Source organism: Nostoc spongiaeforme FACHB-130, assembly GCF_014698475.1.
GTDB classification, from domain to species: domain Bacteria; phylum Cyanobacteriota; class Cyanobacteriia; order Cyanobacteriales; family Nostocaceae; genus Nostoc_B; species Nostoc_B spongiaeforme.
The window spans coordinates 47,475-71,150 of sequence record NZ_JACJTB010000028.1; the positions used below are offsets into that span (position 1 = coordinate 47,475).

At 38.3% G+C, this 23,676-nt stretch carries 19 protein-coding genes, 1 tRNA gene and 1 pseudogene; 12 read left to right on the forward strand and 9 right to left on the reverse strand.

The genetic code is table 11. The annotated features are described in order from the left end of the window. Nucleotides 1–131 precede the first annotated feature (131 nt). The 7 genes from cheB to H6G74_RS19495 all read right to left on the reverse strand — a co-directional run bounded on the left by cheB (nt 132) and on the right by H6G74_RS19495 (nt 9,973). Nucleotides 132–1,127, reverse strand: coding sequence for a chemotaxis response regulator protein-glutamate methylesterase (cheB, locus tag H6G74_RS19465; RefSeq protein ID WP_190969238.1), 996 nt, complete (start codon nt 1,125–1,127; stop codon nt 132–134). 137 nt (nt 1,128–1,264) lie between these two features. Continuing rightward, nucleotides 1,265–3,481, reverse strand: coding sequence for a hybrid sensor histidine kinase/response regulator (locus H6G74_RS19470; protein ID WP_190969239.1), 2,217 nt, complete (start codon nt 3,479–3,481; stop codon nt 1,265–1,267). Next, complete coding sequence (locus H6G74_RS19475) at nt 3,481–4,194, reverse strand: chemotaxis protein CheW (RefSeq protein WP_190969240.1); 714 nt, start codon at nt 4,192–4,194, stop codon at nt 3,481–3,483. Before H6G74_RS19475 ends, H6G74_RS19470 begins: the two co-directional genes overlap by 1 nt. A 23-nt stretch (nt 4,195–4,217) precedes the next feature. Further along, entirely contained in the window at nt 4,218–5,888 is a 1,671-nt protein-coding gene (locus H6G74_RS19480) for a methyl-accepting chemotaxis protein (RefSeq protein WP_190969241.1), read from the reverse strand. Nucleotides 5,889–6,067: 179 nt separating this feature from the next. Continuing rightward, entirely contained in the window at nt 6,068–7,720 is a 1,653-nt protein-coding gene (locus H6G74_RS19485; protein WP_190969242.1) for a methyl-accepting chemotaxis protein, read from the reverse strand. A gap of 432 nt (nt 7,721–8,152) precedes the next feature. Continuing rightward, nucleotides 8,153–9,376, reverse strand: coding sequence for a CheR family methyltransferase (locus H6G74_RS19490; RefSeq protein WP_190969243.1), 1,224 nt, complete (start codon nt 9,374–9,376; stop codon nt 8,153–8,155). Nucleotides 9,377–9,505: 129 nt separating this feature from the next. Further along, complete coding sequence (locus tag H6G74_RS19495) at nt 9,506–9,973, reverse strand: chemotaxis protein CheW (protein WP_190969244.1); 468 nt, start codon at nt 9,971–9,973, stop codon at nt 9,506–9,508. Nucleotides 9,974–10,115: 142 nt separating this feature from the next. Here H6G74_RS19495 and H6G74_RS19500 point away from each other — a divergent pair, with 142 nt between their 5' ends. After that, nucleotides 10,116–10,952: an alpha/beta hydrolase gene (locus H6G74_RS19500; RefSeq protein WP_190969245.1), complete on the forward strand. Its 837-nt coding sequence runs from the start codon at nt 10,116–10,118 to the stop codon at nt 10,950–10,952. Between the two features lie 210 nt (nt 10,953–11,162). On the opposite strand, the gene H6G74_RS19505 is transcribed toward H6G74_RS19500, so the two are convergent. Both H6G74_RS19505 and H6G74_RS19510 read right to left on the reverse strand, forming a co-directional pair. Further along, nucleotides 11,163–11,272: transfer RNA gene (locus H6G74_RS19505), tRNA-OTHER, on the reverse strand. Nucleotides 11,273–11,366: 94 nt separating this feature from the next. Beyond that, complete coding sequence (locus tag H6G74_RS19510) at nt 11,367–11,567, reverse strand: hypothetical protein (RefSeq protein ID WP_190969246.1); 201 nt, start codon at nt 11,565–11,567, stop codon at nt 11,367–11,369. Between the two features lie 85 nt (nt 11,568–11,652). Between H6G74_RS19510 and H6G74_RS19515 the strand changes: the two genes are divergently transcribed. The 11 genes and pseudogenes from H6G74_RS19515 (at nt 11,653) to H6G74_RS19560 (ending at nt 23,577) form a co-directional block, all read left to right on the forward strand. Then, complete coding sequence (locus tag H6G74_RS19515) at nt 11,653–13,083, forward strand: hypothetical protein (RefSeq protein WP_190969247.1); 1,431 nt, start codon at nt 11,653–11,655, stop codon at nt 13,081–13,083. Beyond that, nucleotides 13,080–14,108 (forward strand): AAA family ATPase, encoded by a 1,029-nt coding sequence (locus H6G74_RS19520; RefSeq protein WP_190969248.1) that lies wholly within the window; start codon nt 13,080–13,082, stop codon nt 14,106–14,108. The genes H6G74_RS19515 and H6G74_RS19520 overlap by 4 nt, the downstream gene beginning before the upstream one ends. A gap of 67 nt (nt 14,109–14,175) precedes the next feature. Beyond that, complete coding sequence (locus H6G74_RS19525) at nt 14,176–15,468, forward strand: hypothetical protein (protein ID WP_242051287.1); 1,293 nt, start codon at nt 14,176–14,178, stop codon at nt 15,466–15,468. After that, nucleotides 15,441–17,036 carry a formylglycine-generating enzyme family protein gene (locus H6G74_RS19530; RefSeq protein ID WP_190969249.1) on the forward strand — a complete coding sequence of 532 codons (1,596 nt, stop codon included), beginning with the start codon at nt 15,441–15,443 and terminating at the stop codon, nt 17,034–17,036. The genes H6G74_RS19525 and H6G74_RS19530 overlap by 28 nt, the downstream gene beginning before the upstream one ends. A gap of 339 nt (nt 17,037–17,375) precedes the next feature. Next, nucleotides 17,376–18,215: a formylglycine-generating enzyme family protein gene (locus H6G74_RS19535; RefSeq protein ID WP_190969250.1), complete on the forward strand. Its 840-nt coding sequence runs from the start codon at nt 17,376–17,378 to the stop codon at nt 18,213–18,215. A gap of 59 nt (nt 18,216–18,274) precedes the next feature. Beyond that, a pseudogene (locus H6G74_RS31275) lies at nt 18,275–18,424 on the forward strand (diversity-generating retroelement protein Avd); the annotation flags it as partial. Nucleotides 18,425–18,444: 20 nt separating this feature from the next. Then, the gene (locus H6G74_RS19540; protein ID WP_190969251.1) at nt 18,445–19,503 is read left to right on the forward strand and encodes an RNA-directed DNA polymerase; all 1,059 of its coding nucleotides are present in this window, start codon (nt 18,445–18,447) and stop codon (nt 19,501–19,503) included. A 485-nt stretch (nt 19,504–19,988) separates the two neighbouring features. Continuing rightward, a complete protein-coding gene (locus H6G74_RS19545; RefSeq protein ID WP_190594470.1) occupies nt 19,989–20,315 on the forward strand; it encodes an XRE family transcriptional regulator in 327 nt (108 codons plus the stop codon). A gap of 69 nt (nt 20,316–20,384) precedes the next feature. Then, complete coding sequence (locus H6G74_RS19550; protein ID WP_190969252.1) at nt 20,385–20,645, forward strand: hypothetical protein; 261 nt, start codon at nt 20,385–20,387, stop codon at nt 20,643–20,645. A 235-nt stretch (nt 20,646–20,880) separates the two neighbouring features. Beyond that, entirely contained in the window at nt 20,881–21,189 is a 309-nt protein-coding gene (locus H6G74_RS19555; RefSeq protein WP_190969253.1) for a hypothetical protein, read from the forward strand. Between the two features lie 228 nt (nt 21,190–21,417). Beyond that, entirely contained in the window at nt 21,418–23,577 is a 2,160-nt protein-coding gene (locus H6G74_RS19560; protein ID WP_190969254.1) for a DUF3854 domain-containing protein, read from the forward strand. Nucleotides 23,578–23,676 lie beyond the last annotated feature (99 nt).

The following is a 23,676-nucleotide window of genomic DNA, read 5'->3' on the forward strand; positions in this document are numbered from 1 at the left end:
GTAAATATGACTTTAGATATAAGTAGTTTCAAATTAATCCATTTAACAACAAATTAAAAATCAGAAATATTCAGTATTTTTTCAGAAAAAATCTAGTAGATTTACTATGGTTAAATTGATTTAATTGAGATTTAGATAGCCGATATCCGTAATATCTTGGCACAAGCAGAAGCGATCGCATCAACTGGTAAAACTTCCACAGCCGCTTTTAATTCCACAGCCGCTTTTGGCATTCCATAAACAATACAAGTTTCTTGATTTTGGGCGATGGTATGCCAACCTGCATCGCGTAAAACCTTCAAACCTTGAGCGCCATCTCGTCCCATTCCAGTCAGTAATACCCCAATTCCTGAACTTAGCCAATGTTTTGCCACACTTTGAAATAAAACATCAATGGATGGACGATAAAGGCAATTGGCTGGTTGTTCCGCATAATCAAAACTCAAGTTACTCGTCATCACCAAATGATTATTTGTCCCAGCCAAAAAAATTTTTCCTGGTTGTGGTCTAGAACCTGTAGTTGCTATTTCCACAGGTAAGAGAACTTGTTCATTTAACCAAGCTGCAAAACCTGAAGCAAATTGAGCATCTAAATGCTGCACAATCACAATAGCAGCTGCAAAATTCTGGGGAAATTGGGACAGAATCTTCACCAATGCTTGGGGGCCGCCAGTGGAAGCACCAATGACAATTAATGGTGGTAATAATTTCGGCAAAGATGGCAGTTTTTTGACTGTTCGCACCTGGGGAGATTTACCAAGTAATTTAGCGATGGTACGAATTTTGTTTAACAGCCCTGTGCTACCCTCAGCAGGTGTATTGATAGCATCTAAAGCACCATAGTGCATTGCTTCCAAGACTTTAGCCGCATAGCGATTAATACTAGCGGTGACAATAATAATTGCACAGGGCGACTGACTCATAATTCGCCTTGTGGCTTCCACTCCATCCATACAAGGCATCAAAATATCCATCAAAATTAAGTCAGGTGTATCAACTGCACATTTTCTCACCGCTTCTGCACCATCGTAAGCCACCCAAGCCAAATCATAATCTGGGATTGTAGCTAAGATTCGCCGCAGTGCTTCCACCATCATCCGCATATCGTTGACAATGGCAATTCTCATAAAGTGGGGAGTGGGGAGTGGGGAGTGGAACGTGGGGAATGAGGAGTGGGGAATGAGGGGTGGGGAGTGGGGAGTGGGGAATGGGGAGTAGGGTAAGAAATTTTCATATCTTGTTGGTGAATGCCGTTTATATAGTCTTAACCCTGACCAATCAGGTCAATTACGGCTTGTAATAAAGTGTCATCATGAAAGCTACTTTTGGTGAGATAATAGTCTGCACCTGCTTCTAAGCCTTGAATACGGTCTTCTTGGCGGTCTTTGTAAGAAACAATAATCACGGGGATGTTTTTTAGTTGGGGATGAGTTTTGATTTGACTGGTGAGTTCAAAACCATTCATCCTGGGCATATCAATATCTGTAATCACTAAATCATAATTACCATCGCGCAGGGCGTTCCAACCATCCATCCCATTGACAGCGACATCAACTTGGTAATTGTGATTTTCTAAAAGCTTGCGTTCCATTTCCCGGACAGTAATTGAATCATCTACAACTAATATACGCTTGTGAGTTTTGCTCAATGTCTGCTGTGTTGATTGATTCACCTGACTCAGTTGACCACTAGCAACCACCTTGGTCATAGAACGAACTAAATCTTCAACATCGATAATCAATACTGGATTCCCATTATCCATGAGGGCGGCGGCGCTAATGTTGGGAATTTTCCCCAGTCTGGAATCTAAAGGTCGGACAACTAAAGTGTATTCACCAATAAAGCGGTCAACAACTAATCCATAATGATGGAGGCGATCGCTAATCACCACCACAGCTAATGACTCTGGATTTGCCGCAGTTAATGGTAACTCAAAAACTTGCCGCGCGGAAATCAATTCTACTGGTTGATGATTCAGCCAAAAAAACGGGCGATTTTCTGACAGCGCAATTTCTGATGGTGATAACATCAAAACTTGGTCAATTCGGGTTAACCCAAAGGCGTAAGGTTCCTCTGCAATCTCCACTAATAAGGTACGCACAATAGATAAAGTCAGGGGTAACTGCAAATAGAAACTCATCCCTGTTCCTGGTTGAGAAACTGCCCTGACTGTGCCGCCAACTTCCCGCACGGTATTATGAACAATATCTAAACCCACACCCCGTCCAGAAATTTCGGTAATAGTTTGTGTGGTGGAAAATCCTGGTAATAGCAAAAACTCCATTAACTCTGCTTCAGTTAATTGCATAGCCATATCTGCGTTTACCAGTTGTTTTTTGACAACTTCTTGACGCAAAAACTCCAGATCAATTCCCCGGCCATCATCGGCGATGGTGATAAATAACATCCCCGCCCGATGGACAACTTCGATGGTAATTGTGCCTGCTTCTGGTTTACCTTGGACTACCCGTTCTGGGGGAGATTCTATGCCGTGATCAACAGCATTGCGGAGAATTTGTGTTAAGCAAGCTTCTAATCGTTCCAAAATATCCCGATCTACCAAGGTATGCTGTCCCTTGATTTCGAGGTTCACGCGCTTACCCAACTGTCTGGCTAGGTCACGTACCATACGCGGAAACCCATGCCAGCCCTCGGCAAAGGGACACATCCGGGTAGTAATTAGTTCTCGATACCAACGATGGGCGAGGTTTTCGGAACGCTGGGCAAAGGATTCTAACTCTGTGTGTCGATCGCTAATTAAACGGGTACATTCGCTGGTTTTTTGATGTACTGTACTTAAATGTTCTTGAATGTGTTTATCTAGGGTGCGATCGCTAAATAATTCTTGTAATTTAACTATTAATTTCGATAACTCGATTTGATTGCTTCTGACTTGGACAAATGATTCGGTAAATGATTCTAACCATTTGCTGCTAACAATGGTTTCCCCGGCTAATCCCATCAAGCGACTGAGATTATCTGTACTCACCCGCACGGTTTGGTTTTGGGAACTGACTAAGGCTTCTGGTTGACGGACTTCGAGTGGGGGCGGGGGCTGTATAATATCTTGGGCTGGGATATTCACAGTTGTGGAAATATTGGCGATCGCCTTGACTAAAGCTTGAATCTGGGGCTGATTTCCTTGTTGTAGTTCGGTATTGGTGGCGATGTTTTGCAACATATCCACCCCTTGCAACAATACATCAATATCATCTGCCGTTAAATTCACCTTGCCAACTTGTGCCGCACTAAAACAATCTTCCATCACATGAGCTAAGGTAACGGCTGGTTCAAGTTGAACAATTCTTGCAGCACCTTTAATACAATGGGCAGCCCGCATTAAAGCCGCTAATTCTGATTTGGGGTCAGGATTGGTTTCCAGCGCCAGTAAACAATTGTTCAGCACCACAACCTGAGTTGTGACTTCCATTTTGAACAAATCAAATAACGATAACTGGCTGAGGTCAGCATTTTCGCTCATTACTGTGCCTTCTTCGCCAAATTGGTAAATAACAATTCATCATCCAAATAACTGACAGTACGCACTGTTGGCAGATTCAGAGGTTGCCAGGAAAATAAACCTTTAGTATAAGTTTGGGTCGTTTGAGTGACATTGCGTAAAACATCACGCAATTCCCGCCGATGAAATCTGTGAACACCATATATTTCATCTACTGGAAACACCCAAGCATTACCAGCTTTTTCGATGACTGCCATTCGGGAATGAGATACAGGACTCAGACTTGATGGCGGTGGTTCACTAGGTTCAATATTTAACAAATGGCTTAAAGAAACACATAAAAGCAATTCACCCCGGATGTTAATTAATCCTCGTAAGACTTGGTTTTGGCGATGAGGTAGGGTATGAATCACACTCGGAGGCGTGGTTTCTTTAAACACCTGTGCCGACAGTGCCAACCATTCTTGATGCAACCGAAAAATTACGACTGTTAGAGTTTCGCTGGTTCGCACAGCGTAGGTAGGTAGATGCGGTTTTTTCTGGGCGGGAGATTCCGCAATGAATTTTGTCCACTCATGACGATATTTTTCTGGTGTTGGGCGTTCTAGTAAACAGCGACCAGCCGCCGAATAAACCGGACAATTGCGACAATGAATATGTGTAGATAATTCCGCACAAGTGCGATCGCCCTCAATGCCAATTAAATTCCAACAACTTTCTACTTGAGTGGTCATAAGTCAATGGTCATATCTCTTGATTAAGCTGCTACATCAACTGGAGTGAAGGATGAAAAATCATCACTTTTGACTTTAAACACAGAAACTTCTTGACGTAAACCACGGGCGACTTGATTAAGTTGGGCGATCGCCTGATTAATTTCCCGCAGCGAATCAGCAGTTTGAATTGAGGTACTGCTTAACTGCACCATTGCATCACTAATTTGTTGCGCTCCTAATGATTGGGTTTCCATTCCTTGATTCACCGCCGCAAAATGGGGATTTAAGTCTTGCACCTGCTGAATAATTTGCCCAATCTGGCTACTGATATGACTAACATCTGCCACACTCCGCCCAACTTCCGCCGCAAATTTATCCATTTCCATCACCCCTGTTGACACCGAAGATTGCATTTGTTTGACCATCTGTTCAATGTCTAATGTGGCAACTGCTGTTTGGTCTGCTAATCGGCGAATTTCTCTGGCGACTACCGCAAAACCTAAGCCATATTCTCCGGCTTTTTCCGCTTCAATGGCAGCGTTTAACGAGAGCAAGTTGGTTTGGTCTGCTACTTTGGTAATTGTTAAGACAATATTATTAATGTTGTTAGCTTTTTCGCTAATAATTCCTAGTCTTGTGGCAATGGTATTTGTGGCTGTCGCTAACTGACGCATACTTGTTTCCATGCGCTGCAAGTCTGTTTGACTGATGTTAGCTGCTGTAGTTGTTGCTTGCGACATTGTGACCACTTGTTCCATTGTGTGTGCTAGTTCTTTGGAGGTGGCGGCGATTTCTTTGGCTGTGGCTGTGACTTGGTTTGTTGATGCTACTTGTTCTGTGAGTGTTGTTTCCAATTGTTTGCCGGCTGCGGCTATCTGTGTGGCGGAAGTTGTGACTTGAATACCTGAACCTTGGACTTGACGAATCAAGGTACTCAATTTCTGTTTCATTTTTTGGAGTGCTGCCATTAACTTATTAATCTCATCATTGGCAGTGATTTCTACATTACTGGTAAAATCTCCCGCCGCTACTCTGTCGGCTAAATGAAAAGCCGTTTGCAAAGCCCGCGCCAACTCTCGACTAGGAATTAAAATAATTGCCAAACAAACAGCAATAGTCACAATCACAATCCCGCAAAAAGTTCCCCAATTCACCAAGACAGCAACACTTTGAATTTGATTAGCTTGCTTTTGTCTTTCTACTAAACTTTGGTCTTCCACTGCTAACATCTCATTCATTTTGAATCTGATTTCATCCATCAAACTTTTACCTTTATTGGATAAAATCAGAGCCAATAATTCTTTTTCCTGTCCAACTCGTTTCAGATTAATAGTTGTTTCTAATTCAGCCATTTTGACTTGGCTTAATTGTTCAATTTCACCAAGTGTTTTAATTTGTCTGGAATTATCTAGAATCTTACTTTTGATTTGACTAAAAGTATCTTTTAATTTGATTTGAGCTAATTTATAGGGTTCTAGATATCTTTCTTCTCTAGTAATAATAAATCCCCTTTGACCTGTTTCGGCATCAAGTAAGAATTTTTCCAGTTCTTTTAACTGAGCTTTGATGGCATAAGTCTGATTCACCCAATTATTTGATTCTATCAGCGAACTAGTATTTGAGTTAGAAATATAGCTGGCAATTCCTGTTAAAACAACAATAATCGTACATCCACCCATGATAAAATGATTTATTTTTATACCTCGCGGCATATTATTTTCCTTTGTGATTATTTGCTATTCTAGAAATAGAAACTAATAACTAATCAATCAAAAAATTCATAATTTAAGGACTTAATTCCACTACAACGGCTAAACCTCGGTTAATTAGCCATTAATAGCCTTTGTTATGAGAAATTGGCATCCGTAATTCGAGGATAATTATTTTGAAATTACGATAAAGTTGGTGCTACAGCATTGTTGTTAACTTTAAACACAGAAACTTCTTGACGTAAACCACGGGCGACTTGATTAAGTTGGGCAAGCGCCTGATTAATTTCCCGCAACGAATCAGCAGTTTGAATTGAGGTACTGCTTAACTGCACCATTGCATCACTAATTTGTTGCGCTCCTAATGATTGGGTTTCCATTCCTTGATTCACCGCCGCAAAACGTGGGTTTAAGTCTTGCACCTGCTGAATAATTTGCCCAATCTGGCTACTAATATGACTAACATCTGCCACACTCCGCCCGACTTCCGCCGCAAATTTATCCATTTCCATCACCCCTGTTGACACCGAAGATTGCATTTGTTTGACCATCTGTTCAATGTCTAATGTGGCAACTGCTGTTTGGTCTGCTAATCGGCGAATTTCTCTGGCGACTACCGCAAAACCTAAGCCATATTCTCCGGCTTTTTCCGCTTCAATGGCAGCGTTTAACGAGAGCAAGTTGGTTTGGTCTGCTACTTTGGTAATTGTTAAGACAATATTATTAATGTTGTTAGCTTTTTCGCTAATAATTCCTAGTCTTGTGGCAATGGTATTTGTGGCTGTCGCTAACTGACGCATACTTGTTTCCATGCGCTGCAAGTCTGTTTGACTGATGTTAGCTGCTGTAGTTGTTGCTTGCGACATTGTGACCACTTGTTCCATTGTGTGTGCTAGTTCTTTGGAGGTAGCGGCGATTTCTTTGGCTGTGGCTGTGACTTGGTTTGTTGATGCTACTTGTTCTGTGAGTGTTGTTTCTAATTGTGTACCCGCAGCGCCTACCAGGGTAGCAGAAGTTGTGACTTGAATACCTGAACTTTGGACTTGATGAATCAAGGTACTCAACTTTTGCAACATCATCTGAAAAGATGCCATGATTTGACCAATTTCGTCTTTACTCTTCAATTCGCTCTCAGGCAAAGATAAAGTTAAATTACCAGCAGAAATCTGATCGGCGACATCTACAACCGTAGAGACTCGGCTACCCAAAGACCTAGAAATGACGGAAGTGACAAAAAATGCGATCGCTATAGTTAACAGCGTTACTAACACCGCTAATAAACTCATCAAATTGAGCATCACTTTTGTTCCTTCAATCCGTTTGTTCATAATTTCTTTTTGGTGACTAGCAAACTGTTCATGAATTTGACGAAATTCATAGCTCAGATCACCGGATTTCTCTAGATATTGTTCAATTAGAAATTTATTGCTCTCAAAATTTGGTGTTGCGATCGTATTTTTAACCAACATATCAAATTCATTGAACATATTCTGCATTGTTTTTAATCTTTCTTCCTGAATTTTATCTTCAGTAACCTTAGAAGTAATATTCAATCCGTCTTGAAACCGTTGATTAAAAAAAGCATATCTTTCTAGCGCATCTTGATACTTTTTGGGATTAAATAAATATCGCCGAATTGCTAAATTCATGTTTGCCATACTCAAAGCCATATTATTTGTCCCTATAATGGCTTCGTTTGACATTCCCACTTGTTTATAAATAATCCTGGTCTGATTACTAGTTGCGTAAACTATCACACTAAAAACAAATATTAAAATTGTCGGGATAGCAAATCCCAACAAAGTTCTATCTTTAAGCTTCCAATTATCTAGCATTGTTATTTTTGATTTATCTGATCAAAGCTCACAAATACTAAAATTCCCCAACAAAAAAGCAAACTAACAATTCAGCTATTTAAATTTTCTCTAATGTTATTAATTTACTTAAACAAGTGTGAAGATTTTATAATTGACGCTGGATAAGAGAGGCTAGAGTTTAGGGGCTAGTACAACAAGGCAAAGGTAAAAAGTGCAAAGTAGGCGGTGTCGGTTTCCGTCCCGCCTAACTTTGTAAGAAGGCAAAAGTAAAAAGAAATAATAACTACATCACAAGCCTTTTAGCAATTTCTTATGGTCTATTTATTTACGCCATACTGTGCTATGGGTTGTAAATAAGTGAAAAAATCCTAAATTAATTACAAACATCTCTACCTTGTCTACCTTGTCTACCTTGTCCACCTCGTCACCCTTGTCTCGATTATTCACATATCAAAGCTGTAATCTGTAGATGCGTTGCCAAAGTAAATCAGCACTGGTTTTATCTCCCTGCTGTTCTTTGAGTAAGGCTAAATGAGTCAATGCTGCTTCGTGATTAGGTTGCAGATAAATGGCTTTACGAAAAGATTCTCCAGCTTGTTCATTTTGTCCCATTGCTTGCTGTACCTCACCCAGCAGAACATAAGCTTCTGCATTAATTTGATTTTGATTAAGGTAGTCGTTGCATAGTTGAATTGCATCTTCTAAGTGACCTTGATTAGCCGCAGTTTTAGCTAAATCTAATAAATTACTGTTGGAATTGTTTACAGCTATCTTTTGGGATAGCGAAATTTCTCCCTTTTTGTTGATAGTCAGTTCAGATGATTTTTGTGTTGTTAGTTGAGGAAAATTAGTTGATGTATCGATTATAAAATTTTGGCTGTTACTCAACTTCTGATAAGCAATAGCTGAAGATTGGCGGACAGCGACTAATTGAGTCTTCATGAGTAATGCAGCTTCGGCAGATGCAACAAATAATAAACCTTCTTTAGCAAGTAAATTTCCGATAAGATGAATAGTTTGTTCTCTAGTTTTACTGTCAAAATAAATTAATAAGTTGCGACAAAAAACTATATCATAATTTTGTTTATTAACACTAAAATTGGCATCAGCCAAATTGCTATTGATAAACTTGACTAATTTTTTGATTGATGGTTGCAAATAATATTTAGAATTGATTAATTGAAAATAGGTTTCTTGAGCAGTAAAATTATGCCCACGAAATGAGTGTTTATCATAAATTGCTGTCTGGGCTTTTAACAAACATTGTTTGCTAATATCAACAGCATCAATTTGAAATTGAGTTGATGTTAACCCAGCTTCTAATAATGCGATCGCAATCGAATATGGTTCTTCACCCGTGGCGCAAGGTACACTCAAAACCCGCAACACACCTTGCGGTTTTTTGGGCAACCATTCTGATAATACATAGCTTTTGAGCAGCGCAAATGATTCCGGCTCACGAAAAAACCAAGTTTCTGGAATAATCACATTCTCAATTAGTGCTTCCCATTCTTGGGGAGAATCTTGTAAATATCCTAAATAGTTAGACATTTCTGATATGCCACAATCTACCATTCTTTGATAAATCGCACTTGCGATCGCACCAGAACCAATTGAGTTAACATCTAAACCAATTTTGCTTCTTAATAAAGCTTCAATGACAGATTGCACCATTATTAATTTTTTTAAACTACATCAACTCAGACTATAGGCTAGAGATTAGTATTTTTTATTCAAAAATCAGTTAATACTAACTAATTAAACAAAATCTTCATACACATTTTAATCCCTAGCATCGAATCCCTAAACTCTATTTAAAAAATTTTCCGATAAGAAATTTATTTGCTCTGTTTCCGATAACAAGTATTTAATATCAAGACAATAAATCATCCCGCGTTCATCTACAATCATTTTGCCCAAATATGGCACTGCATCTATCTGAATATGAGCATCAATAAATTCAGTTTGAGATTTGTGCAATGTTTCGACCACTTGTTCTGCCATCAAACCCAAAATATGTTGAGTATGATTATTTCGACAATAGTTAACTAATATAATTCGCGTACTCAAATTATCGCCACAGCTTTTACCCAGCATCAATTGACATAAATCAACGACTGGTACAATAAAACCACGATAGTTAAAGACACCAGCTAGATATTCTGGTGTATGTGGCAAATTATTGAGGGCAATCAGCGGTATAACTTCCACAACCTCTGAAGAAGCGATCGCATATCGTTCATTACCAACCTTAAACAGTAACATGAGCATGAATTAATTTCCGTATGTTACTTACTCAAGTTACCCACTTTCGGCAAGAAACGAACGTAAATTAAATAACACTCTTTATAGTTAATTAGACTAGGGGTTTTGGGAAAAATTGATTATTACTCTATAAAGTTCTCATAAATTTATGCCGCGATCGCAACTTAGAAACCTGCTGATTGGCGAACTCAGTTGGAAACGGCTAGTTCGCTCATTATTGTTTATTTACGGCTTTTTCGCATTTTATGTCTTTTTGAGAGCAGATAGCATGATTTTTCTGCCCCAGCCTGCTACTTATCAAGACAATACCAGTATTTTGAAAGTACCTGTTACTGACAAACAGAAGATTTCGGCTGTGTATCTACCTAATCCTAGAGCAGAGTATACCATCCTCTACATCCACGGTAATGCTGAAGATATTGGTGATGTTCAGCCATTGTTAGAACGTTTACATCAATGGGGATTTAGCGTTTTTGCCTATGACTATCGCGGTTTTGGTACAAGCGATGGTAAACCTGGAGAATCAAATGCTTACCAAGACGCTGAAGCAGCATATATCTATCTCACACAGCAGCTAAAAGTTCCAGGGAAGAAAATTATTGTCTATGGACGTTCTGTTGGCGGAGGATCAGCCGTTGATTTAGCAACTCGTCATTCTGTTGCTGGTTTGATTTTGGAAAGTACATTTACATCTGCTTTTCGAGTTGTTGTACCTTTTCCTTTACTTCCGTTTGATAAGTTTTCCAACCTGAAAAAACTTCCGCAGGTTAACTGTCCAGTCTTAGTGATGCACGGTCAAGCTGACCAAACTATCCCTGTCCAACATGGATATACACTATACTCAGCCGCACCTAATCCTAAGATGTCATTGTGGGTAGATGGTGCAGGTCATGATGATTTTACATGGGTTGCCAACGAACAACATCAAAAAACTTTAGTCGCGTTTCAGCAACTAATTGAGAATCGTAATGTTAATGTACACTAGAAGCGGGTTGAAAGCTCGTTATTTGCAATTTTTCAAAGTTTATAGGTGGGTTGAAAAGAATGTCATCTTCCCAATTTTTATTCTTGTAGAGGCTGAATCAAAGTTTGGGCTAATAATTTTCAGGTTCAGCATAGAATAAAGGTAAGTTCTTGACGAGGACATTAATTTGTTAACAGTGACAAATAATTAGTTAATGTATACTACAACAAAAGCGGGCGATGGGACTCGAACCCACGACGTTCACCTTGGGAAGGTGAATATTAGCTTGATTTTTTAATACTTTCCAGGTTTGTGCAAATCGTTACACCCAATTTACACCCAAACTACGGTTAAAAAAACATTTGCAACATTCACAGCCAGAAAAAAGGTGATCGCTATCCCATCCTAAGCGATCGCCTTCAATGATTAGTGCTACTACTGAGGTGGGCAAGCCAGCTTTTCAATTCGGATATGGGGTAGTGGGAACATATTAATCTCTATTTTTGCACCGCACTCAGCCCTGGACATCATCCACAACCCCCCAAATCCCATTCCACCAGCAATAATCAGCGCAACCATACGGCTTGTTCTCTGGGGTTCCGGTTTATTCGGCTTTTGATTTGTTAGTGAAGACATTTGTAATATGCTTCCTCGTTATTTACAAAAGATTGACTAGGCAATATAAAAAAACTCTTGCCTCAGTTCTCTTAAACTTTAAAATTTGGGTTATAAACCAAGGCAATCCCCCAAACTTAAAAACTTTGCAAAATCGCTGAAAATCCTGCAATATAATGTAAAATTAGGCTTTGGGTTAGTTACTAACTACCCCAAACCCAAACTTTTTTATTTGAACTTACTAATTTTGAGCGGAAGTACACTTAAACTTACTTGGGGAAAGCAGATCAGAGATAGAGCAGAGTTAATTCTGCGCGTGTTATTGCTGGCTGCAAAGCATGGTGAGAAATGTTATTTACCAGAAAAATCTTCTTTTGATCAAGAATTAAATTTACATATATTGGAATTTGACACTACTATTGAAAATTTACTTGCGCTGACAGATAAATATTCTGCAAATATAAAAAATAATATATACGAAAATTTTAAGCGTTTAGGAACACAAAACAATCACATTAATAAGTTATTGCGAAGGATACATGAAATTGACATTATCGATGATAAAAGGAAAGATAATAAGCAAGGCAGTAACCGATGGATATTTAGCTTAAAATTACCTCATGATAAGGATAAAATAGATGAAAATTTGCAACATTTACATAGTCAATGGACAAAGAAGAGTCCAGAAAAATCCAAGGCACTAGCAGAAAAAAACAAATTAATCACTGATAATGCTCAATCTACAAACAAATTCATCGGACGAATTAACGAAGATATAGCACAACTAATATCTTCTTTGGACTGTAAAAGTCAAAAGGAAATGTTTCTAGAAAAGGTTTGTAATGAAAATAATGGCAATAGAAGAGGATGTTTTATTATTAAAGCAGAAAAAGCAATTCAGCCTTGGTTTCTATGGTGTTTAACAAAATTGATTGGAGATTCTGAGGACGCAAAAATAATTAGGGCTAATATTGACTTCCTTGTGAGACAAAATTTTGATAATTATTTCTGGCAAACATTCGCTAATAGTGTAGGAGTAAAAGATAATTTAGACCGGAGAATGGTAATTGAAAAACTGACAGAGTTTCATAAAACAAGTTCTGTAGTTATTGTTATTAATAATTTTGATGACTTAGCTGATACTCATTTTCATGCCTTAATTAATTTTCGTAATGAATTATTTACGGAAATTAGTAATATCTCAAGAACAACTCTTCAAAAGATAAAATTATGGTTCGTTATATTTTTAGTCAGCAGTAATAACAGTGATATAAACTTTATTAATAACAATAATCAAAATACAGAATATCCTATTGAGCTAAAGTTGAGAGAAATTCAAGCACTAGAAGTGGAAAATTGGTTAAATGTCAATCAAAAGGCTTTAAAAAAAAGCAATTATAATTTAGAGATCGGGTACGAAATAGTTGTTGCTTCTCCAACAAATCCTCATAGTTTAATCGATGAACTTTGTAAGTATGTATTCAATTTAAATAAGGGTATTTTAGGTATTGAAGACTATTGGAGCAGATTTAAATGATAAGCAACAATAAACAACCTGATTATAAATATACAGCAGAAGAGAAGTATCACACTGAAGATGGTACTGAGGATTCTTGGAAGCAAATTTATTGTCCCTATCCCTATCTACCTAGTGAAGATTTAAAAGAAGCTGTGAATTTAGCGATCGCACTCGAAAGACCGTTACTATTAGAAGGAGAACCTGGTTGTGGTAAAACCCGTTTAGCTGGCGCAGTTGCTTATGAATTTACCCAAAAATATCTACAAAACCAGAAAAATGACCAGGGTGAACAAAAATTATGGGATTATTATATCTGGAATATTAAATCTACAACCCGCGCTCGTGATGGACTTTATAGATATGACGCAGTTGCCAGATTAAGGGATGCCCAATTAATGGGAACTGATCCTAAAAAAATGCAAGACTTTTTAGGATTTGTAGAAACTGGACGCTTAAAGGATCGATTGCGGAATCAGAGAAATTATCTGGAATTTGGCCCGTTAGGCAAGGCGTTAGGTGCAGAAAAAAAACATGATTATCGTCCCATTTTATTGATTGATGAAATTGATAAAGCAGATAGCGATTTTGCGAATGATTTATTACTGGAGCTAGAAGAATTACGTTTTGAAATTCCTGAGATTGGAGAGTCATTTTCGACTCCAGAACATAAACCGATTATTTTTATTACCAGCAATCGTGAAAGACCTTTATCAGACCCTTTCTTGCGTCGCTGTATTTACTTTGATGTTAAGTTCCCTGATGATAAGCTACTCATCAAAATTATAGATAAGCGATTTGGTAAATCCAGATTTAAGAGCAAACAGCTCATAGAAGAAAAAGCAATAACTATTTTTAAGGAAATTCGTGAATTGCTGCAAAATAATCCTGGCAGTAAACCACCGGGTACTAGTGAATTTATAGATTTTTTTAATGCACTTTCACAAAGTAAAAATCCTTTAGAAGACTTGAATAACTTATTTAACAGAACGCCATTGCTGGGAATGCTGATTAAAACGAAGCAAGACCAAGCTATTATCTCATAAACCTTAAAAAATCAGCATCAAAATCCATGAAATAATATTGATTCTGAAGTTTATTATTAATACATTTATGAATACTTCTCAATCTAAAAATTATTTTCATGATGATTCTTCACTGCAATTATTAGAAACTGGCATTCCTCAAACCCTAGAACAATATGAATCTGTATTATTAGATTTATTTCAACAATTGCGAAAAGCTGGAATGGCTTTAACGCTCGAACAATATGAGTTATTAAAAATTGCAGTTGCAAAAGGATATAGTTTAACAAGTTGGGCAGATTTAAAACGCTTATGTCAGTTACTGTGGGCTAAACCCAGTCCTAATTATGATATTAATATTTTTAATCGCGTTTTTGATGCTTATCACCAGCAATATTTTGCCGAAATATTACCAGAACCACTACCAGAAACACCACTAGAAACACCACCAGAACCTATACCAGAACCTATACCAGAACCTATACCAGAACCTATACCAGAACCTATACCAGAACCTATACCAGAACCTATACCAGAACCTATACCAGAACCCCCTGTTGAAAAACCTCCTACGCCGGATAAACAATTATTAAATCTTCCCGAAATTCCACCCAGAAATTTTGGAAAATCACTAATTCTGCAACCGGATAAAGCAAAAACGCTAGGTGCAATAAACTCGCCAGATAATAGACAGGGAATTGTTCTCACTCCCAAGAATTTTCCCATTAAGTTGCAAGATGTCCAAAGCATTAAAGACTTATTAAAAAAAACAGTACGTGTTACTGGGTACTGGGAATTAGATATTGAAGCGACTATTGAAAGGATTGAACGAGAAGGTATTTTTGCTGATGTAGAAATGCGTCCAAGAATGAGTCGAAGCGGTGAATTATTATTGTTAATTGATGATAGCTTGGCCATGATACCATTTTTTCGAGCATTTGAGCCTCTTACGCAAGCAATTACACAATCTCAAATCACCCCAGCGCAGATATATCGCTTTACTAGCTATCCCGACGAACATCTTTATGAGTGGGAACATCCAACTATTGCCCATCACTTGAGAAATATTTTGCCAAAACTGCATCGCTACCGTACTGTTGCCTTAATTATTAGCGATGCTGGAGCCGCAACCATGACCTACAATCAAAACAGAATTAAAGGAATATTAAAATTCTTAATTGCCTTATCTCCCTGTATTCGTCAATTAATTTGGCTAAATCCTTTACCTACTCAACGATGGAAGTACACTTCAGCTTGGAAAATTCATGCAATACTTAATGGCAAGATGTTAACCTACGAGCTTGCCAGCTTACAAAAAGCAGCCAAAGAAAATCCACAGGGGGAGATACAAATATGGCAAATAAACCCCCGTCAAAAATAAATTCCCAAAAACGGGACAAAATGGATGATTTAACAACTCGCCGCCTTCGGGTTGTTGAACAACGCTATGGCAAAAAAACACTGGAATTAGCTTATCATGCGGCTTTCCCCTTAACAATCACCTCAGATTTGCTTTATTGTCTGCGAGAGACTTTTGTCCAAGATTCTCCCTGGTATGCAGTAGCCGATGTGTTGCTGTCGGGTTTATGTCAAACCATAGGCCATGACTTGTATGAAATGGAAGAGGATACAAGATATGCCTTAATCCAGAAGTTACACGAAGATGAAAACTTTGGGGAACAGCGACTCCAAGATTTATCTAATTTCATGTCCCATTACATTTTAAATCGCTTCAAACATGAGACTAATAACTATCGCCGCGAGTGGATACCATTATCATACTTAATGGCAGATGGGAAAGAGGTAAACGCCATCAAAGAACAATTACGAAACTTGCTAGAAGCCTTACCAGAAGATGATGAAGAACGTATCAAGTGGAAAGAATTAGAAACAAAATATCAGGATTTCCTACGGGAGAAAGGCTTTGAGCCGTTGTTATTAAAACTAGAGGATGAGACTGATGAGGAATCTACCCTCAATGATGAAGAAAAGGCAATTGCAAAAGCAATGGGAGTTGAGTTAAAACCTTTTGAGTATGAAGTTGCAGTTATTAGCCAAACATTTAAGTTTAATACAGTAACAGTCAATGCTCGTGGAGAAGTAATTAAAAGAGAGGAAAACCAAGCAATTTATTATGTAGAGTTTTTAGGGAAAGCAGCAGGAGAACCATCACAACTGAAAATTGAAATGGTAGCGATTCCAGGGGGAACCTTTAGAATGGGTTCGCCAAAAAATGAACTAGGACGCTATGAAGATGAAAGTCCCCAGCATACCGTAACTATAAAACCTTTTTTCATGGGTAAATACCCAGTTACCCAGGCACAGTGGCGATTTGTAGCACAGTTACCCCAGGTACATCGGAAAATAAGCTCAGAACCATTTCGCTTTCAAGGCGATACTTTACCTGTAGAACAAGTCTCTTGGTACGATGCAGTGGAATTTTGCTCCCGACTTTCTCAGTTTACAGGCAGACCTTATACTTTACCAACCGAAGCAGAATGGGAATATGCCTGTAGAGCCGGAACAACCACCCCATTCCATTTTGGTGAAACAATTACATCAGAATTGGCAAACTGTGATGCTAACTACAGTTATGGTGTAGGAGTAAAAGGAAGGTATCGAGGAGAAACAACAGAAGTAGGCAGCTTTGGAGTAGCGAACGCCTTTGGGCTATATGATATGCACGGCAACGTCTGGGAATGGTGTCTAGACGACTGGCATAGTAACTATGAAGGTGCGCCAACAGATGCCAGCCCTTGGTTTGATGATGATAATCTTTATCAAAAACCAGGAAATGCAGTGCTGCGAGGCGGTTCCTGGAGCAACGATCCTGAGTACTGTCGTTCTGCGTTTCGCAACAATGATGATAGGGCGGAGCGCGCCTACATCAACGACAATATCGGTTTTCGTGTGGTGTGTGCCGCCGGGAGGATTCTCTCACAAGTGTAGGTTTTTTACATAAGCATGAGTCCATACTTGAAAATCAGCGTTTTGAGCTCACTCAAAAATTTAAGATTCGATTGTCCAATTGCTGGAACACTTGAGTCGTTGTTTCAGCATCAGGTCAAAAATTACGGATTCATACACAACCCAGAAAAACAAGGTTCATAATCCGACATATTGACCACGTAATCATCATAGTTTTAGCCACTTTGTAAAAAACCTACACCTGTCAGGGGAGGATTCTCCGGTAGCCTTTTATAATTTTACCCTTTACACTTGTTCTTTTTTCCTTTTCTTTTGTCGCTTCATGGTGACTCGAATTTTTTTTACAAAATATGAATATCCATGTCACAAACTATCATTGAACGTTATCGACACACAGGGCTACATTTTGTTGAAGACTTGCGTAATGGAATCAAACTAGAGATGGTGCTAATTCGTGGGGGCAGTTTTCTGATGGGTTCACCAGAAGATGAGCTAGAGCGCGATGATTCAGAAAGCCCTCAGCATTTAGTAAACATTCAGCAATTTTTCATGGGTAAATATCCAGTCACTCAAGCACAGTGGCAAGCCGTAGCAGCACTACCGCAGGTTAATCAAGAGCTAGACCCCGATCCCTCGGAATTTAAAGGTGTAAATCGACCCGTAGAGCAAGTATCTTGGTATGATGCGGTTGAGTTCTGCTCACGCCTTGCTGCCCATACAAAAAGAGCTTACCGCCTGCCTAGTGAAGCAGAATGGGAATATGCCTGTAGAGCCGGAACAACCACCCCATTCCATTTTGGCGAAACAATTACATCAGAATTAGCAAACTATGATGCTAACTACACTTATGGCGAAGGTGTGGAAGGAACGTATCGAGGAGCAACAACGGAAGTAGGCAGCTTTGGAGTAGCAAATGCCTTTGGGCTATATGATATGCACGGCAACGTCTGGGAATGGTGTCTAGACGACTGGCATAGCAACTATGAAGGTGCGCCAACAGATGGGAGTGCATGGTTTGATGATAATGATAACTTTTATCAAAAACAAGGAGATGCCGTGCTGCGGGGCGGTTCCTGGCACAACCTTCCTAGGTACTGCCGTTCTGCGTCTCGTGACCTCAACATTAGAGCGGGGCGCGTCAGCATCAACGACTATATTAGTTTTCGTGTTGTCTGCGATGTTGGGAGGATTCTCCAGTAGCCCTTTATACTTTTCTCCTTTTACTCTTTACACTTGTACTTTTTCCCTTTTCTTTTGTCGAACTAGATATTTTACGCTACCAAACAAGAATGCTCCTCGACTTCAATAAAATGTCAGTAGAGCGATATGAATATGCAATCAAATTAATAGATGAAATTGGTACAGAACTAGGTGGATGGATAAAAAAGCAAAGAAATAGAGAACAGTAATTGTATCTGAATAAAATATAATGAAGCGTTACGGCAATCTTTACCCACAAATCATTAAATTTGAAAGTATACTTCTCGCATCGCGTCAAGCGCAAAAAGGCAAGCGATTTCGAGATAACGTTTTAGATTTTAACTATCACCTGGAGACGGAATTAATAAGATTACAGAAACAATTAACAGATAAAACTTATCAGCCAGGAGCTTATCGCACTTTTCACCTGATAAATCCCAAAAGCCGCCTAATTTCAGCCGCACCCTATCGTGATAGAGTGGTTCACCATGCACTATGTAATATCATCGTGCCAATTTTCGAGAGAACTTTTATAGCTGATTCTTATGCTAATCGGCTTGGTTTTGGAACACATCAAGCCTTGAAAAAATTTACTCATTTTGCTAGAAACAGCCGCTATATACTTCAGTGTGATATCAGGAAGTATTTCCCTACTATTGACCACATAATTTTAAAAGAATTAATCCGCCGCAAAATCAAATGCTCAGATACATTGTGGCTAATTGATACTCTTATTGACAACAGCAACGAACAAGAAACAGTAATTGATTATTTTCCAGGAGATGATTTACTTACTCCTGTCAACCGGAAAAAAGGTTTACAAATTGGAAATTTAACCAGCCAGTTTTTTGCAAATATTTATTTAAATGGCTTTGACCATTTTGTGAAAGAACAACTAAAAATATCCAAATATGTCCGCTATGTCGATGACTTTGCTTTATTTAGCGATCAACGAGAATTATTAGCAGATGCCAGACTAGCAGTAGAAGAATATTTAACTAAATTAAGACTCAATATTCACCCAGTTAAAAGCCAATTGTTTGAAACGAAAGTTGGTACAAGCTTTTTAGGATTTAGAATATTTGCAGAGAAAATCCGAGTACGAAATAGCAATTTACATCAAGCAAGGCGCAGACTCAAGCGATTGCAAACAGACTATGCTCAAGGTAGGATTCAACTAGAAAAAGTGAATCAATCTATACAAAGTTGGTTCGCTCATTTAGAACATGGCGATACTTGGCAATTGCGCCAACAGATATTTACTTTACTCGCATGGTCGAGGGAGTAGAGAAGGGGCAGGCGAACCCGACTGCGGGGCGGTTCCTGGAACAACAATCCTAAAAACTGCCGTTCTGCGTCTCGTAACAACAACAATAGAGCGGAGCGCGACAACATCAACAACAATATTGGTTTTCGTGTTGTCTGCGGTGTTGGGAGGTCTCTTTACCGCGAGAGTCGGCAGGTAGGAATCTGTCGAGAGTGCAACCGAAGAGTCCAGCCTGTTCCTGTGATGTCGGTGACGATATCCAAAAATCAAACTTGGTGGGGTAGCTTGGTAAGCTTGCTGAACAGTTGCCTCACCATCCACGTATTAATTTGACTTTTCACACCACTCCTCATTTCCTAGAAAAATCAACGAACCAGCTTAATTGAAAGAAATAGCTCAGTTATATTACTTGCAAACAAACATCAAAATGTTTCATTCATTAACCTTGATGTTAGCTAGTTTAACTAAATTAGGTGTATTATTGGTCTAATCAATAGACTGGCGACATGAATGATAGTGAGGTGGGGTACGATTACCAGCAGGTACTAAAGCTGCTAAAATTTATGCGCTCCATTCGCTGTAATACCTTGCATCCCCGCGACTTTATTGAAAAATACCAACTAACCCAAGCTCAACTAGCTGAATTGTTGGGTGTATCCATACAGCTTGTCAAAACTTGGTTTGCGCGAGAAAACCCACGACAACCAGAGCAGAGGTATTTAGACCGACTTGCCGAAATAGATGCGCTCTTGGAAATCAAAAAAGTGATTGATGAAAAAATTCCTCCGCACTTGCAAGCACTTTTCAATCTAAACAATAAGTTTAATAGTTAGACTTTTATTCTTGACTTTGGTAGTTGGCAAACTTTATTGTGATTTAAATCTGTTTGCCATTAATCAATCATGATACCTACTAACTTTTTACCCAATTTTGATTCTGAAGACTCAAAAGCAGCCATTCCAGTCCCAACCGACTTTCAAAAAGTACCTCTTAGAGAACCACTCAAACATCTCCTGATAGGTTCTTCCAAAGCTGTCACCAGTACTATTCACTACTTACAGGTTATTGGCTACGCAAATGTAGCAGATTGGAGTCAATTGCTACCCACTGGAAATCCAGGAGAATTTATGAGCATTCTCAGCCGTCAGATTTTAGTGCAATAGCTTTTACCACTGCATAAACACAGTCAATGCCCCTAATTAGTTAGGGGCATTTTTACGGCAACCAACTTAACAGTTCTTAACTGAATTAGCACATTTTTTTGTTTGGCTTAGAACTCGCATAAGCTTATGGACGTTACAAAAAGCCCTAAATTGCATCATCTCCTGCAATTTAGAGAGTGATTATTAACTTCAATAAACATAAATGCAAACAAAACTTGAAAGCCAAAAAAACGATATGGATAAGTTTGCAAACACTACATCTGATTTGGATTCGCAACATTATCAGTTCGTTAGTAAGCAAGTAGTTTCTAAGCTGACTGGTTTATCCGGTGAAACGCTTAAGAGGTATAGACTACAAGGAAAGTTGCAAAAAGATATTCATTGGGTGGTTCTAAACTCAAGAGTAGTTAGGTATAACATTACCCTAGTTTTAGATTGGGTACAAAATCATGTTAGTAATCCTAACGCTCACCTACGAGCAATTGATAACTATCTAGCCGACTTACCTTCTAACCAAAGAAAAAAAAGACAAAGCCGTTCATAGAGAAGCAATATCAGCTATAAAGCCTTGTATTTGGATATCAATGAATATTCATTAGTAATTCAGATAGTTACTAATGAATCCTACCCAACACTTAATTAAGAAGGAAGCAAAACCATACTTTCAAGTAAGGTAATTTTTCGCGGCCTATCTTAATTCTCAAAATAAAAGCCATTAGCGATCGCTTTTTGCTGTGCTAGTGGCTGTAGTCAAAAATTTTGTATTATTTCTATGATATTACCAAATAATTCTAATATTAGCGACAGTATTGTTGCTAATCCCTCTCTTGCATCTTCAGGAAATACTTTGCCTTACATAAACCCTAAACATTTTTATGAGTGGGTAAATGATAGCGGAGTTTCAGAAGTTATCACCCGTCTCAATGTCGAATCTATGGGAGATAAGCAGGAAATAGCAAACTATGCAGGTTGGAAGAAATATATTTATTCACTTGGCTGGTTGTGTAGTGGTATAAATCCTCGAAATGGATTACCGATGGGAATGATGCACGGACAATTTAAGCCAGATATCCCAATTAAATTTCCCAAATCAGATAAACCAGCTAAATATATTTCTTCCAAAGCTCAACATGATGCTATCTGCTTGAATACAGGAAATCCACGCTATTGGTCAGATATTATTCAAGATAAGTCTATTCCAGTATTTATTACCGAAGGATGCAAAAAAGCAGGTGCAGGATTAACAAATGGATACCCTACACTCGCTTTATGTGGCGTAGACATGGGTTTAGATGATGGAAAGCTGGTTAGTCATTTAGCACTGTTTGCGAAACCAGGAAGAAGTTTTTATCTCTGCTTTGATGCTGATATTGTTCGCAAAAACTCTGTGAGACAAGCACTGCTGAGATTATCTAAAGTGTTATGCGACTGTCAATGCACAGTTCGAGTAGTTATGTGGGATGAGTCTAGAGGTAAAGGTATGGATGATTTTATAGTAGCTAATGGCAAGGCAGCATTTGATATTGAGATTGCTAAAGCGCAGGGAATTGAGGAATGGAAAAAACAATTCAAACATGAAGAAAATCATGAACAACCAAAGAAGACAAAACTACCAGAACAATCTGTAATGGCAGAAATACTAGCACTTCAATTAAACAATATAAAATTTGATTGCAAGATTAATCAATGGATACAATATCAAAATGGATACTGGAGGATTATAAGCTCTAAGAAAGTAATTTTAAAAAAAATTATTCAAAAAATTAAAGAGATTTATCCTAATCAAGGATTTGGTGCTGGCTACCTTGAAGGTGTGATGCAATTACTGATATCAGAACTACTTCTTGAAGATGACGTGGATTCAGATAAACATTTGCTGCCATTCAAAAACGGAGTTTTGGATCTCAAAACAAATAAACTAATACCCCACTCACCTAACCATTATTTTCGCAATATTATTGATAGGGAGCATGACCCTAATGCTACTGATTGGAGCAAGATAGAAGAATGGATGGATTTTATATTTGAAAATAACCCAAGCCAAAAGCGGTTACTTATATGTTGGTATGCTGCTGTATTACGGGGTATGTGGAAAATTCATAGGTTTGCCCTAATTATTGGTTTAGGTGGTACTGGTAAATCTACAGCAATGAAACTAGCGATCGCATTAGTTGGAAATCTTTTCAGCCAATGCTCAAATCTTACATCTCTTAACAACAACCAATTTCAGACAGCTAATATTTATGACAAGCGGTTAGTTTGTATAAATGACGCAGATAAGTATCATGGTAAATTAGAGATTTTCAAAAATATAACTGGAGGAGATGAAATTACTATCGAAAATAAATTTGAGAAAGCTTTTAGTGCCATCTATAAAGGAATGGTAATGATAACTGCTAATAATTTTGTATTTTCTGCTCATGATTCCGGGCTTGATAGACGGATGATTCTTTTTAAATTTGAGCGTCAATTAACCAATATTGATACTAATTTTTTAGCAAAACTTACTGCACAGATATCCGGTTTTACTAATTACCTGTTAAGTATTCCTGAGTCGGAAATTTCAGATACTCTACTTTATAAAGTCGATGAAAGCGGAACCAGAAAGCAAAACGCTATAGAAGCTTTACTACAAACAAACTCTGTAGCTGATTGGTTGAATTATAACTATGTCTACGATCCAGAAAACCAAGCACCAATTGGGATAGACAAAGATAATATCAATCAATTGTATGGTGATTATTGTATTTATTGCCATAAAACTCGTTCTAAACCTTTTAGCAGCAAGGAGTTTAGTCCAGAAATTATTCGCTTAGGACAGGGGAAACTCGAAAAGGTTAAAACTAGAAGCGGTTTTGTGATTCGTGGACTTAGACGAGATGATTTAGGAGGATTAATCGAATCTATTATCAATGAATCCCCACTCTGTTAAAATTTCCTCGTTCACCCTGCACACGCTTCACAGTCTGCTCTAAGTCGCCAAAAGTCTTGGTATACAAGGAATTATCTAGTGCAGGGTCAATATGTGCAA